Here is a 14,105-nt window from a genome sequence, read left to right as displayed (position 1 = left end):
CTGACAAGATGGATTGGTTTAATCTATTTAAAGCTGTAATTTTAGGGATAGTCGAAGGGATTACCGAATGGCTTCCTATTAGTAGTACTGGGCATTTAATTTTAGTAGATGAATTTCTACACCTAAATGCATCAGCAGATTTCAAAGAGATGTTTAACGTAGTTGTACAATTAGGGGCTATTATTGCCGTTATTATTATTTACTTCAACCGCCTAAACCCTCTTTCATTTAAGAAAACAAAAACAGAGCGTAATGAGATTTGGACGCTATGGTGGAAAGTATTAATTGCATGTGTTCCTGCTATTATTATTGGTTTACCTTTGGATGATTGGTTTGAAGAGAATTTCCATAAATTCTTACCGATTGCCTTAATGTTAATTATCTACGGTATTTTATTCATCGTGGTAGAGAACTGGAACAAAACTCGTACTGCAAAAATTACTGACTTCTCACAGTTCACCTACAAACATGCTGTGATTATCGGTATTTTCCAAGTGCTTGCTCTTATGCCTGGGACTTCACGTTCGGGTGCTACTATCATTGGTGCAATGTTAATTGGCTGTTCACGTTTTGTTGCAGCGGAATTTTCATTCTTCCTAAGTATCCCTGTTATGGTTGGGGCAAGTGGTTTAAAACTTGTTAAATATTTTGTTAAAGGAAATACATTCAGCTTTGATGAAGGAATGATTTTACTTGTCGGCTGTGTGGTCGCATTTGTCGTATCATTATTTGCTATTCGTTTCTTACTACAATTTATCAAAACAAACGACTTCAAACCTTTCGGATGGTATCGTATCATCCTTGGTGCAATCTTAATCGGCTACTGGTTCTTCCAGTTAGCTTAAATGAAAAGAGCAGAGAATTCTCTGCTCTTTTTTATTTTCTCTTTTAGGTTATCAAAAGCTTTTTATTAAGAATCGGTGTACGATAAAGGTATTAACTTTAAAAGTAAAGGAGTGTCTTTCCATGTCAACTATACAAGAAAGAACGATCCACATTAATGAAGATTGGACAAAACAAGACCTACGTCACCTAGACTTTACAGGTTATACTTTTAAACATGTCGACTTTAGTTACAGTGACTTAACGGGTACACGGTTTGACAACACCCTCTGTCAAAACTGCTGCTTTATTGGCACCATTCTTTCTTCTTGCTCTTTCATAGGAGCGGATTGTTTAGGTTCGAATTTCTCAAAGGCTAATCTTAGCGATGCAAATTTTTATTGCGCGCGTCTAGAAAATACGCAACTTGATTCCGTCATTACAACACCTTCGACACGTTACTTTCATCAAAAATGTCCAGAGAATGGTCCTTTTTTAGGATTTAAAAATTGTTACGGGGAGCGCATCGTCCAACTCCTTATTACTGAAGATGCTTTGAGGTCATCTGCCACAAATGATACCTGTCGCTGTTCAAAAGCAAAAGTCCTTTCTATTAAAAGTCCTGATTTAAAGATGACGTATTCTGAAGCAACTTCTTACGTTGATGATTCTTTTATCTACACAGTTGGTCAGTACGTCACTGTATCAAATTTTAATCCAGATAGATGGGTAGACTCGACTACGGGCATTCATTTTTTTATGACACGTGACGAATCCATTTCATATATGTAAAACCCTCTCTTCTTATTTAGAATAATTATAATATGTACGATAACGATTATCATTATCTTTAATGTAATTTAACCCTCATAAATCCTTTTATTTATATTTAATTTTATAATTTATCTCTAATGATAAGGACTATCATTATCAGTTAAGGTCAATTATAATTCTTTTTTCTCATAGTTTGTTATCCTAAAGATAGTAAAAAAGGAGTGACTATTAATGACAAAACTATCACATGAAAAACAAGTAATGATTTCTACTGCTCTCTGCGGTATTTTTATGGTAATTGGCTGGGTCCTAGATAAGACTAACAATGGACTTGCCCCATTTATTTTTGTTACGGGTATGGTTATTGGAGGCTATTTCCAGACTAAAGAAGGTATTACAGAAACAATTGAAGAAAAACATCTAAGTGTCGATTTACTTATGGCCTTGGCTGCGATTGGTGCCTGCCTAATCGGTTATTGGTTCGAAGGTATCATGCTAACTTTCATCTTCTCACTTAGCGGTTCTTTAGAAGAATATACAACTAACAAAAGTAAGCGAGAAATATATAGTTTACTAGAAATGCAGCCAGAAAATGCGCTTCGCTTGCTGCCTGATCAATCTACAGAAGAGGTTGCTGTAGAAGAACTTGTTATCGGTGAAACTTTACTAGTTCCTAAAGGTGCTAATATTCCGATTGACGGTATGATTATAAAAGGTGACGTCTTATGTGACGAAGCTTCTATCACCGGTGAATCTCTTCCCGTTGAAAAATTTGTAGGGGAAGATGTTTTTGCTGGAACAATTAATCTTGGTAATGCCTTTGAAATGACTGTTTCTAAAAATAGTTCAGATACTCTATTTAGTAAAATCGTTCAACTAGTTGAAGAGGCTCAAAATACACCGTCAAAAACATCAAGCTTTTTAGACCGTATTGAAAATACGTATGTCAAAATAGTTTTACTTGCTGTTCCTTTAATGATTTTAATTCCTTATTTCTTCCTTGGTTGGACTTGGAACGAAAGTTTCTACCGTGGTATGGTCTTACTTGTTGTGGCATCACCTTGTGCACTAGTAGCTTCTGCCACACCCGCTACACTTGCTGCAATTTCTTCTGGCGCGCGTAACGGGGTTCTTTTCAAAGGTGGCGTATTCCTGGAACAATTATCAGACCTAAAAGCGATCAGCTTTGATAAAACTGGGACGCTAACAAAAGGAAAACCTGCTATAACTGATGCTTTCTTTCTAAATGAAGGGAAAGAAAAAGAGGACAGTTTAAATACACTCTTTGCTATGGAAAAAACAAGTACACATCCCCTAGCACAAGCTGTTACTTCTTACTTTAGAAATGACGTTACTGAACAACTTCAAAATATTAACATACAAGATATGACAGGATCAGGAATGCTGGGCTTACAAGAACAAACCGAATGGCGTATTGGTAATTTAGAATTCGCTACAACAAAAAACTTAGAAGATAGCCATATCCAAACAGTTGAACAACTACAAGAAGAAGGAAAAACTGTAATTTTCCTATCTAAAAATAATCAAATCACAGCATTCTTTGGCTTGTTAGATATTCCAAAAAAAGAAGCTATCTCAACAATTAAATACTTCCAAGAACAAGGTATTAAAACAGTCATGATGACTGGTGACCACCCTAAAACGGCCAATGCTGTTGGAAAAATGCTTAATATTGATGAAATTCATGCAAGCTGTACACCTGAAACAAAAACTAACTTAATCAAAACCCAACAAGAAACATATGGTGTCAATGCGATGATTGGTGATGGTGTTAACGACGCCCCTGCTCTTGCCAACGCTTCAATTGGTGTGGCTATGGGACAAGGAACAGACATCGCTATCGATGTTGCCGATGTTGTTCTAATGCAAGATGATATCAGTAAACTTCAAATGGCACATCGCTTATCAAAAAAACTAAAACGTATCGTGACACAAAATATTATTTTCTCGGTTAGTGTCATCTGTTTGCTAATCATTTCAAATTTCTTCAAAATTATCAGCTTACCGATTGGCGTTATCGGTCACGAAGGCAGTACCATTTTAGTTATTCTTAATGGTTTAAGACTTTTACGCACACAAAAAACCACAGATTAAAATCTGTGGTTTTTATTTTGATTAAAATACTAATAAAAATACTCGTGTTATGAAATATGCGATAGCCATACATCCAGGGAATGTTAACACCCACGCTAAAATCATTTCTTTCGCTGTACTCCATTTTACTGAAGATGTATCACGTGCCGCTCCAACGCCCATAATAGCAGTTGTTTTAGTTTGAGTTGTTGACATCGGAACTCCGAACAATCCTGCTCCTAAAAGGGCCGCTGCGGCAGAGACATCAGCACTAAACCCTTGATAAGTATCAATTTCAGCCATATCACCTAAATTTTCAATAATACGCATGCCACCAAAACTTACACCTAATCCAATTGTAACGGAACATAACACCATGACCCAAATCGGAATCGTAAATCCTCCATTACCATTCATCTCTGCTAAACCGTTATAGTAAAGCCCTAACATAAAGACACCCATAAATTTTTGCCCATCTTGCATACCATGCATAAAACTCATCATTACTGCACCCAAAATTTGCCAACCTTTAAAGCGTTCGTTATTTTTTTTACTGGTAGGGTCTTTTACAAAACGTTGAATTAAACGTGTCATTAGCCAACCGCCGCCAAAACCAACAATTGTAGAGACTACTAATCCTATTCCTACTTTTAACCACTCTGCCGAATTAACTGAACCAATGCCTCCTAACGCTAGAGCGCTTCCTGTTAACCCCGCAACTAAAGCATGACTTTCGCTTGTAGGGATACCAAACCACCATGCACCTAAAGCCCATGTTACGATGGAAAAAAGAGAGGCCATTAATGCAATGCGCGCTTGTGAACCTGTTCCCTCGTCAAATGTTACAATATTACTAATTGTTTCCGCTACTTCAGCATTAATAAATGTCATAGTAAGTGCACCTAAGAAGCACATGACAGCTGCTATTAAAATAGCTGTCTTAGGTTTTAATGCCTTCGTTGAAATAGCTGTCGCTATACTATTTGGTGCATCTGTAAACCCATTTACAAAAATTACTCCCATTGTTAATATTAGTGTTACGATTAAAGCCGCATTCATCTCAATCACCTCGTAATGTGTTATTTTATTTACCCTTATAATAACATAGCTTTAAAAAATATTAGAACAATAACCTATCTAGCAAATCAGCACTAAAAGTGTATAAATAGTTGTTGCAAACTCGATAATCATTAGGTATAATTGTAACGTTGAGTTACGTTCGGCACCTGTTGAATGTAAATTTATAATCATCGGAGGTGAAATACATGCCAAATATTGAATCTGCTATCAAACGTGTACGTACAGCTGAAAAATCTAATGAGTTAAACTCTGGACAATTAAGCACTATGCGTACTGCAATCAAAAAATACGAACAAGCTTTAGAAGCTGGTGCGGCTAACACTGAAGAGTTATACAAAGTTGCTGCTCGTGCTATTGATATGGCTCAAACAAAAGGTCTTATCCATAAAAACAAAGCTGCTCGTGATAAATCACGTTTACACGCTAAATTAGCTAAATAATAAAAAAAACCTTAAGTTAATTAAGGTTTTTTTTATTGCTCTATTTTGCTTTTCCAAACTTTAAAATAAATAATTCAAAGACCAGTTCTTTGGATAACTGCCCTGTTTTCATCTTATAGTCATTTTCTACTAGCTCACCTAAAATTCTCTTAAGTTCTTCCAAATCGAATGCTTTAACTTGTTGAATTCCTTTTTTTATCCGGAAAGGATGGCCTCCTATAACATCTAACATATTGCTCTGTTGATAACCACTTGCTTGCATGATTTTCAGTTGTAATAATAATCTGAACTGACCAATCAAAATACTATTAATCTTGATTGTTTCCTCTCCTTGTAACAACAGGTCTTTATAAAGCATCAGTGCTTTATCACTTTGTCCTGCTACAACATAGTTAATCATAGCAAAAATGTTATGCTCCAAAGATTTCGGCACAAGGTTTTCAACCATATCTTTCGTTATTTGTTTTGTTTCTGAGGCAAATAAGAAAATCTTCGTCAACTCTCCCATAATCTTAGACAATTCCATATCAGTCAAATGTAGAAACAACTCAAAAGCTTCAGGAGAAATCTCATAGCCCTCATTTTTGATAACTTGCTGTGTATAATTCTTTACATCACGTTCTTCCATTTTAGAAACATCAATAAGTGTCGCTTTCTTCTTCAAAAGCTTAACTATTTTTTTTCGTTCGTCTAACTTTTCATACGGTGCGTAGAAAACAAGAACGGTTGATAGTGATGGCTCCTCTAAATATGTAACAAGCTCATCTGTGTTGTGCTCTATCCCGCTTTTATTCTTCTCACCTGTCAGGAAAAATGGGTTTTCCACTCCTACTAACCGGTACTCTCCAAAAAATGGAATCGTATTCGCTTCTTCCAAAGCATAGGCCAACGTCGTCTCTTTCATATCAAAACTTGCAGCATTTAATTCATCATCTTCTGTTTTTACAATCACATCTAACAATGCTTGCTTGAACATATCACTTAGGTAACGTTCCTCACCTAAGACTAAATAGATAGGTGCCAAATTACCTGCTTTTATTTTACTAATTTCTTGTTGTAAGCTCATTATTAATCACCCTCTATAATTATTCCCTTTTACCTCTTATTATCCTATCATTATCTCCTTGTTTTTCCTAGCCCTATTCACTCGATCACAGTATTTGGAAGAGAGAGTTTTGATGACCAACCGTTCCAATTAAAATAAATCATTCCTTCTTGATCCGTTCTATAAACAGTAGCCTTTATTTTTTTTAAACTTATTAACGTTTCTTCATTAGGATGTCCAAATTTATTATTAAGACCGCATGAAATAATAGCAACTTGTGGCCTGACTTGTTTCAGAAAAAGTGTGCTACTTGAAGTCTTACTTCCGTGATGTCCTACAGATAAAATATCAGCTTTAAGATTCGATTCCACTCCCAACAATCTATCTTCGCCTTCTTTTTCTAAATCTCCCATCAATAAAAATCGCTTGTCTTTCAAGCGCATACTCATCACTAATGAATCATTATTAGCTCCATCACCAACATCAATAGGATACAAACTGTTAAATTCTATCCCCCTAAATTCAGTTCGTACTCCTCTCATTATATTTTTCACTTCTACTTTATTCTTTATTAACTGCTGCACAACCTTGGAAAAACCAACCTGATTAACTGCTCCTTTTGGAAATAGTACTTGTTTAATAGGAATTACCTTGTTTATTTCTAAGAGATTACCATAATGATCCGCATGCCCATGGGTAATGAAAGCTTTATCTACAGTTGTAACTCCCCTACTTTTTAGGAATGGAATAACAGTATAATCAGCCTGGCTTTTTGCCCCATCATAATAACGCCAGTCATCGGGACTATACGCTCTCCCTGATTTTTCTCCCCCTGTATCAATTAGAACGGTTCCTTTATGAAAAGGTAAGTCAATAACTAAGCCAGAACCTTGTCCTACATCTACAAAAGCAACTTGCCCAATTGGATTAAACCACTTAAACGCCGAAGGTAATAATACAATTATCGCTAACAATAATATGGAGCGTCCAACTCTTCTTTTCTCTAATCCTAACCAAATTAAAATAAAGATTAGGGTTAGGAGGTAAAGGCCAATTGGTATCTTTCCAGTCATTATTTTTCCCAGATTAATTTGGTTAATATAATCAAACGTATTATTTAATTTATTTAGACTAAGGGTTGCTATAGTCAATAGAATAGGTGGTAAATAAATAAAGCTCATAATGAGAACAATAACTAACATTGGTAATAAGAGCGTGCTAAAAATAGGGACTAATAGCAGCGTTAAAACAAAAGCTGCCACATTCCACTCATAAAAAAAGTAGCACAACGTCGGAATAGAAAATAAAGTTAAGCAACTTGAAAAGTATACTTCTCTTAAAACACGAGAAGAATACGACGAACAGATTGGATTTAGATAAATCATAAAAAAGGTCAAACTGAAAGAGAAAATCCCACCGGCTTGCATCAGTATATAAGGTGACGATATAAGAAAAATAATTAAGGTCAGTGCCCAGCAGTCTAATTGACTAAATGCTAGCTTAAATCTTGCATTACTCAAACTGATCACACTATAGCAAACACTTCTGCCTACACTTGTTGCCGAACCTGAAATAATAAAAAAACAAAATAACATAACAAGTTCTAACCAATAGATATGCTCTTTTATCATCCCAAGCCTAAATGCGATATACCTTAGAAGGCCTAGAAAAAAGAAGACATGTAATCCTGAAATACTAAAAAAATGAAGAATGCCCAATTGACTTAAAGCCTCTTGATTCCGTTTGAATTCTTGATCTTTTAAACCTAGAAATAAACTTTTCACATACATGGCTACACTCTTCGTCATAGTTTTATCTATATGATGAGATAAACGACTCCGAATAATACTAAGATAGGGTGACAAACTTTCTATATTTCCTTTAGATATACTAATTATTTGCTTCATCTTTACCTGTTGATAGATCTGTTGCTGATTTAAAAATTCTTTATAATCAAATGAACCTAAATTACGTTTTCCTTGAGGCTCTGTCAAATCTACTGTTGCCTTAATGTTAATAAAATCAGTTGTTTTTTTGAAAAACAACTGCTCTTTTTCTGTTTTGACATAGTAAGAAATAATATACTTTTGCTTCCCTTCGATAGACTCACCTTGCATTTTTACAGATTCACCATTCACTTTTATCGAATTAGGATTGATTCTAAAAATGGCGGTGATAGTACTTGCTTTTTTAGCTAATAACTTGTTAGCCGTACTTTTTTTTGCAACCGTAAAAAATATAATTAAGCTTATAACAATCGTAATTATACACGTAAACTGAATGATTTTATTTCGACTTAATAAAATACGTACAAAGAAAAGAAGCCCCACTGCAACTGCAATAAGGCTACTTTTCAATACAATAAAATTGATGAATACCATACAAAAACATGGAAATACAAGGTACCCTTTTAATCCATCTAATTGCTTAATCTTCTTTAAACAAATCGTTATTAAAGTTTTTAACAATATCTTTATTCCCAAATTGAATATCTGCAAAATATTTCGTTGAGAGTTGAACCTTTTCAACCGTTACACCTGCTTGTTCAATCAGCTTTATAGCATAGTCATCATTACGATAATCCGTTAGATAATGGATTTTAGTAATACCTGCTTGCAAAATCATTTTGGTACATTGTAAACAAGGGAAATGAGTCACATATAATTCGGCCCCTTCCGTTGGTACACCAAATTTTGCACATTGAAGAATAGCATTCATCTCTGCATGAATCGTTCTAACACAGTGATTATCTACAACATAACACCCTTCATCTATACAATGGCTATCACCACTAACTGAACCGTTGTATCCTCCCGCTATAATACGCGTATCTCTTACAATAGTTGCTCCTACAGCCAATCTAGAGCATGTACTTCTTAATGATAATAAAACACTTTGCGCCATAAAATATTGATCCCACGGGATTCGTTGAAATGTCACTGACCTCACCTATCCTTTTTATTCTTAATACCACTATTGTATAGGTAAGAAGGGGGACTGGCAACTTATATCCGAGTTATTCAATCCTTTCTTTAAAATTTTAAACCGTCAATCCCTCTTTAAGTCTATCGACTGTTTTAACACCTATACCTGATACATTACTCAAATCTTCTACTGTTTTAAAGCTTCCATTCTCCTCACGAAAGGCTAGTATCGCTTCTGCTTTCTTTTCACCAATACCAGAAACTGATTCTAATTCTTCTTTTGTAGCCGTATTAAGGTTAACTTTTCCTTCTGATTTTGAAGTGACTCCCTCTTGTTTGCTAGTTGATTGATTTTCTGTTAGGGCTACTGGTACTTCTTCTCCTTTTTTAGGGATATAAATAACAGCCTGGTCTGTCACAAGTTGTGAAAAATTCACTTGATTAGGGTCAGCTTCTTTTAAAACTCCACCTGCAACTTGAATTAAATCAGTCACCCTCATATTCTCAGTCACTTCATATACGCCTGGCTCTTTCACCGCTCCTTTTATATCTGCATACATAACGACTTTCGTTTGACTAGATGCCTCTGATTCTTGATCTGCCTTAACTGTAACCTCTGAATCTTTTTGCCAAAGTGTTTCTTCTGTTGTATCAGTCTGAGTACTCTCTTTAATTCCAGTTATCATCAAGTTGTACCCTATTACACCAATCACTATCACCGCTATACTCCCACTTATGCTAAAAATAATCTTAAATTTAAGAGATGCGTTCGCTAACTTATCATACATTTTCCCTCCCCCTTTTAATAAAAGTACGCAAAAAAAGCCTAGCATTTTCAGCTAGGCTTTAAAACTTTTACTCTTCGTCTTCATCTGTATCGTCATAGTCGATATCATCTTCATCAACGATAGTTAATTGATCTTCAATGTTTGTTTCTTCTTCATCGTCATCAGTGTCCGCACCAATTTCAGATAAATCTTTATTGTACTCTGCGATTTCTTCTTCTTCATCATCTTCGTCATCGATGTAATCAGTATCGTCATCAGCAACTAAATCTGCATCTTCCGGATCATCATCGTTGTAGTCAATCGCATTTTCATCATTCATATCTAGGAATGCATTTACTTTTTTACGTTTTTTACGACGAGGAGCATCTTCATCTTCGTCTTCACCTAAGTGAGATACTTCTTCATCGATAGAGTCGATTGGGTACCATGAACGTAATCCCCAACGATTTTCTCCTAATGAGATAAAACTACCATCAATATTTAAATCTGTATAAAATTGTGGTAAGTTTTCACGGATTTCACTATCTGCTTTACCTAAATAATTTTGGATTTGGTTAACTAAATCAGAGAAGTCCATAACATCTCCACGTTGTTCTAAAATAGCATGTGCTACTTCAATCATTGATAATTCTTCTTTAATGACACCTTCAAAAGCTTTTATTTCCAAACGGCACACGTCCTTTCGTAGTCTACTCTTTATCATACAATAGTTTGAGGATAAAATGCAATTAAAACTTGTATTTTTATCCTATTTTAATGCGATTTTCTTATTTTGAAAAAACTAGGTTTAAATTATAATCGCCTACTTTTTCTTCATCTTGATATAATTCATAATCCACAACTAGTGTTCCACTTGTTCCCTCATTTTCAATAGAACGAGTCATTGAAATTGTTTTTACCACTAATGGCATCATGCCATATGGTGTCGCGTAATGTGTCATTGTTGGTTCTACTTCTGAAAAGACAAATTTCATGCGTTGACCTGCTGCCGTACGCGTTAGATGAACCATACCATCACTTGCTAATTTTATGGTCACAGGAACTGTCAGTTGATTGCCTTCTACTTGATGTGTTTCTTCATAACGTAAATAAGTATGTCCGCCTTTTTCTACTGAAAAGCCAGCGACATCAAAGTTATGTTTTTCTTCTGTTCCTTCTTGTACCACTGTTGTTGCTAGTTTTATGTTAATCGGGTTTCCATTTTTCATAGCTGTCATCCTCTACTTTTTTCTTCTTACTTATCTTATAGTCTTTTGCCAATAGTTTCAAGTTTTCTTATTTTAAATCTCTAAATCCAGATAGTCACATTTCCTTTTAAAATCGTATATAATAGGAAAAGAGACAAAAAACACTACACTTACTTTCTATGAAAGACGAGGTTAATAACTCATGACACTAACACAATCATCCAATCTTATTTTATTGGACCAACCAAATGACCCTATACTTGGAGCACTTGCTCCATTTGCGGCAACTGATTTATTCATCAGACAAGCCGATAAATTACACCATTCTTTTATTCATTTTTGGCAAACAGAACCTACTGTGATTTTAGGAATGAAAGACACGCGTCTGCCATTTCTGAAGGATGGACTCACTGTTTTTAAAAACGCTCAGTATGATTTTTTAGCTCGCAATTCTGGCGGTCTAGCGGTAGTATCAGATGATGGTATCCTAAATTTTTCATTTATTATTCCCAATGATCCTGATAATAAAAAAAGTGTGCCCGATGCTTATGAAATGATGAAAGAAATTATTTCAATTGCTTTTTCTGATTTTAAACTGCCTATCGAAGCCAAAGAAATCGTTCAATCGTATTGTCCTGGAGACTACGATTTGAGTATTCATGATAAGAAATTTGCTGGTATCTCACAACGCCGTATCGGTAACGGAATAGCTGTTATGATTTATCTAAGCGTATCAGGGACTCAAAACGACCGTGGCGAACTTGTTAAACAGTTTTATAAAGACGGACTAAAAGAAGACTTCGGTACAAATGGTTATCCCTATTTAGACCCTAGTTCGATGGCTACTTTATCTGATTTATTCCAAACCGACTTAACCACTGATAATGTCAAAGCTCGTTTAATTGCAGCGAGCGAGTTCGTCTTTAAAGCTAATGTAGCACCCTATTCATTCCAAGCTTATCTAGATGAGACTAATACTTACGATGACTTCCAAAAATTTGTCGCTAACATGCAAAAAAGAAATCTGCCTATTACGGACTTAATGGAAGGGAATTAACACTATGATGACACCTTATAAAGAGCAGCTTTTAACGATTGAAAAAGTCTTTCGCGATCCTGTTCATGATGATATTCACGTTAGCCATCAAGTTATTCTTGACCTAATTAACTCAAAAGAATTTCAAAGACTACGCCGAATCAAACAACTTGGTACAACTTCACTAACCTTTCATGGTGGTGAACACAGTCGTTTTGGACACTCTTTAGGCGTTTATGAAATTACACAACAAATTTGTGACCTCTTTGCGCAAAACTATTCTATTGAAAAGGACCCAGAGAATGGCTGGGACGACTCAGAAAGACTGGTGACATTATGCGCTGCGCTACTCCACGATGTCGGACATGGGCCTTATTCTCACACGTTTGAAGGTATATTTGATACCAATCATGAAGAAATTACGGTACAAATTTTAACGTCACCAGAAACTGAAATTTTTCAAATTCTTAATAAAGTAGAAGAAGGATTTCCCGAAAAAGTCGCGAGTGTCATTCAAAAAAACTATCCTAATCAACAGGTTGTCCAAATGATTTCAAGTCAAATTGATGCGGACCGTATGGATTATTTATTGAGAGATGCTTACTTCACTGGTATCCAGTATGGCACATTTGATTTAACTCGTATCTTACGAATAATTCGTCCTTATAAAAATGGGATTACATTCTTAGCTAATGGGATGCATTCCGTTGAGGATTATATCGTCAGTCGTTACCAAATGTATATGCAAGTTTATTTCCACCCTGTTTCTAGAGGAATGGAGATTATCTTAGACCACCTCTTAAAACGAGGAACCTATCTACATGAACATGATCACACTTATCATCAAAAACAAGCGGGACTTCTCGTTCCTTTCTTTGAAAATAACTATACTTTAGAAGATTATTTAAAACTAGATGACGGTGTGCTTAATACCTACTTTACGATGTGGCTAGATGATAACGACCCGATTCTTAGCGACTTAGCAGCTCGTTTTTTAAATAGAAAACCATTGAAATCTGCACGTGTTAATCCTGAACAAGATGCAACACTTATAAAAGAGATGACACGTTTAATTGAAACTGTAGGCTTTAATTCAAAATCATATACAGCTGTCAATACTAGCTATGACCTACCCTATGATTTTTACCGACCAAACCAAACTAAAAACCGCACTCAAATCGAATTAATTCAAAAAGATGGGTCTTTAGTAGAATTATCTAAAGCTAGTGCCTTAGTTGCTGCTTTAGCGGGGCAAACTCACGGGGATGAGCGTTTCTTCTTCCCGAAAGAGATGCTTGATGATTCAGGAAGTTCTTTATTCTCAGATAGTCTTAGAGACTTTCAAGCCCATCTTTTAAATGGCCAAGTCGTTGAACCAAGTTCACGTCAGACTGAAAACTAGAGGCTTCTCTTTTTCTATGCTACAATTATCTTACGTTAAACATGAAAGGATGATACGATATGAAAATGGCACATACATGCGTGCGCGTTAAAGATTTAGAAGCGTCAGTTAAATTCTACCAAGATGCTTTTGATTTTGAAGAAACAAACCGCCGTGATTTCCCAGAACACAAATTTACTTTAGTTTACCTAACATTACCTGGTGATGATTATGAATTAGAGTTAACTTATAATTACGGACATGAGGGCTACGATTTAGGTAATGGCTACGGTCATATTGCCATCGCTTCTGAAGATTTAGAAGGATTGCATGCTAAACATAAAGCAGCTGGCTTTGAAGTGACTGACTTAAAAGCACTTCCTGGCGTTCCACCATCATACTACTTTATTGTTGACCCTGATGGTTACAAAATCGAAGTCATTCGCTACAAATAAAAATAAGACCTTAACGGTCTTATTTTTTTGTCCATTTTATTACGCGGATTATCGTCTTAAAGGAGTTTAACCGACTAGA

At 35.4% G+C, this 14,105-nt stretch carries 14 protein-coding genes; 7 read left to right on the top strand and 7 right to left on the bottom strand.

What is annotated here, in order from left to right:
• The first annotated feature begins 8 nt into the window (after positions 1-8).
• The 3 genes from CBF31_RS09885 to CBF31_RS09875 all read left to right on the top strand — a co-directional run bounded on the left by CBF31_RS09885 (position 9) and on the right by CBF31_RS09875 (position 3,711).
• The gene (locus CBF31_RS09885; RefSeq protein WP_126832587.1) at positions 9-845 is read left to right on the top strand and encodes an undecaprenyl-diphosphate phosphatase; all 837 of its coding nucleotides are present in this window, start codon (positions 9-11) and stop codon (positions 843-845) included.
• A gap of 121 nt (positions 846-966) precedes the next feature.
• Complete coding sequence (locus CBF31_RS09880) at positions 967-1,614, top strand: pentapeptide repeat-containing protein (protein ID WP_126832585.1); 648 nt, start codon at positions 967-969, stop codon at positions 1,612-1,614.
• Positions 1,615-1,827: 213 nt separating this feature from the next.
• Entirely contained in the window at positions 1,828-3,711 is a 1,884-nt protein-coding gene (locus tag CBF31_RS09875; protein ID WP_126832583.1) for a heavy metal translocating P-type ATPase, read from the top strand.
• Between the two features lie 21 nt (positions 3,712-3,732).
• Here CBF31_RS09875 and CBF31_RS09870 read toward each other — a convergent pair whose 3' ends face one another.
• A complete protein-coding gene (locus tag CBF31_RS09870; RefSeq protein WP_126832581.1) occupies positions 3,733-4,749 on the bottom strand; it encodes an inorganic phosphate transporter in 1,017 nt (338 codons plus the stop codon).
• Between the two features lie 206 nt (positions 4,750-4,955).
• On the opposite strand from CBF31_RS09870, the gene rpsT reads away from it, so the two are divergent.
• Positions 4,956-5,210: a 30S ribosomal protein S20 gene (rpsT, locus tag CBF31_RS09865; RefSeq protein WP_126832579.1), complete on the top strand. Its 255-nt coding sequence runs from the start codon at positions 4,956-4,958 to the stop codon at positions 5,208-5,210.
• A 40-nt stretch (positions 5,211-5,250) separates the two neighbouring features.
• On the opposite strand, the gene holA is transcribed toward rpsT, so the two are convergent.
• The 6 genes from holA to CBF31_RS09835 all read right to left on the bottom strand — a co-directional run bounded on the left by holA (position 5,251) and on the right by CBF31_RS09835 (position 11,175).
• A complete protein-coding gene (gene holA, locus CBF31_RS09860) occupies positions 5,251-6,276 on the bottom strand; it encodes a DNA polymerase III subunit delta (RefSeq protein ID WP_126832576.1) in 1,026 nt (341 codons plus the stop codon).
• Between the two features lie 77 nt (positions 6,277-6,353).
• Positions 6,354-8,723, bottom strand: coding sequence for a DNA internalization-related competence protein ComEC/Rec2 (locus CBF31_RS09855; RefSeq protein WP_126832574.1), 2,370 nt, complete (start codon positions 8,721-8,723; stop codon positions 6,354-6,356).
• Complete coding sequence (locus CBF31_RS09850; protein WP_126832572.1) at positions 8,683-9,195, bottom strand: ComE operon protein 2; 513 nt, start codon at positions 9,193-9,195, stop codon at positions 8,683-8,685. Before CBF31_RS09850 ends, CBF31_RS09855 begins: the two co-directional genes overlap by 41 nt.
• 100 nt (positions 9,196-9,295) lie before the next feature.
• Positions 9,296-9,967 carry a helix-hairpin-helix domain-containing protein gene (locus CBF31_RS09845; protein ID WP_170167943.1) on the bottom strand — a complete coding sequence of 224 codons (672 nt, stop codon included), beginning with the start codon at positions 9,965-9,967 and terminating at the stop codon, positions 9,296-9,298.
• 67 nt (positions 9,968-10,034) lie between these two features.
• Positions 10,035-10,634 carry a DNA-directed RNA polymerase subunit delta gene (gene rpoE / locus CBF31_RS09840; RefSeq protein WP_126832568.1) on the bottom strand — a complete coding sequence of 200 codons (600 nt, stop codon included), beginning with the start codon at positions 10,632-10,634 and terminating at the stop codon, positions 10,035-10,037.
• Positions 10,635-10,734: 100 nt separating this feature from the next.
• Positions 10,735-11,175, bottom strand: a complete 441-nt coding sequence (locus CBF31_RS09835; protein ID WP_170167942.1) for a YwiB family protein — start codon at positions 11,173-11,175, stop codon at positions 10,735-10,737.
• A gap of 181 nt (positions 11,176-11,356) precedes the next feature.
• Between CBF31_RS09835 and CBF31_RS09830 the strand changes: the two genes are divergently transcribed.
• Genes CBF31_RS09830 through gloA form a run of 3 tightly spaced genes read left to right on the top strand, consistent with a single transcriptional unit; the run spans position 11,357 to position 14,026 of the window.
• Positions 11,357-12,211, top strand: a complete 855-nt coding sequence (locus CBF31_RS09830) for a lipoate--protein ligase family protein (RefSeq protein WP_126832564.1) — start codon at positions 11,357-11,359, stop codon at positions 12,209-12,211.
• Between the two features lie 4 nt (positions 12,212-12,215).
• Positions 12,216-13,592 carry an HD domain-containing protein gene (locus CBF31_RS09825; protein ID WP_126832562.1) on the top strand — a complete coding sequence of 459 codons (1,377 nt, stop codon included), beginning with the start codon at positions 12,216-12,218 and terminating at the stop codon, positions 13,590-13,592.
• A 59-nt stretch (positions 13,593-13,651) separates the two neighbouring features.
• Positions 13,652-14,026 (top strand): lactoylglutathione lyase, encoded by a 375-nt coding sequence (gloA, locus tag CBF31_RS09820; protein WP_126832560.1) that lies wholly within the window; start codon positions 13,652-13,654, stop codon positions 14,024-14,026.
• Positions 14,027-14,105 lie beyond the last annotated feature (79 nt).

It is taken from the genome of Vagococcus fessus, assembly GCF_003987565.1.
GTDB lineage: Bacteria > Bacillota > Bacilli > Lactobacillales > Vagococcaceae > Vagococcus_D > Vagococcus_D fessus.
The sequence above is the reverse complement of the archived record's forward strand: the minus strand, read 5'-3'. Positions and strand labels throughout refer to the sequence as shown.